The organism is Veillonella sp. ZSJB6 (genome assembly GCF_051549505.1).
Lineage (GTDB): Bacteria > Bacillota > Negativicutes > Veillonellales > Veillonellaceae > Veillonella.
Map to the genome: position 1 here is coordinate 1 of NZ_JBPUGE010000227.1, position 228 is coordinate 228.

At 41.2% G+C, this 228-nt stretch carries 1 protein-coding gene; it reads right to left on the reverse strand.

Features of this window, described 5'->3' with window-relative positions:
* Positions 1-40 precede the first annotated feature (40 nt).
* Positions 41-228: N-acetylmuramoyl-L-alanine amidase (locus ACSV5T_RS10525; RefSeq protein WP_438321125.1), on the reverse strand; the 188-nt coding region annotated here is incomplete at its 5' end.

Sequence of the window (228 nt, forward strand, 5' to 3'; positions counted from 1 at the left end):
TAACTAAGGCTAATAAGTAAAACTTTGATTTTGTCATACATTATACCCCTCCTCCGTAGTCAGTAATCCTCGTAGCAATGGCACGTACGATAGCATCGAGGTCGTTGGATAGCATAGCGTGATCTTCTTCGTTATCAATCAATGCCATTTCAACTAATACCGCGGTTGCATTTGTACCATTTAGCACCCAAAGGTCTTCTCGTTTTTTAGCGCCTCTGTCTACTGTAT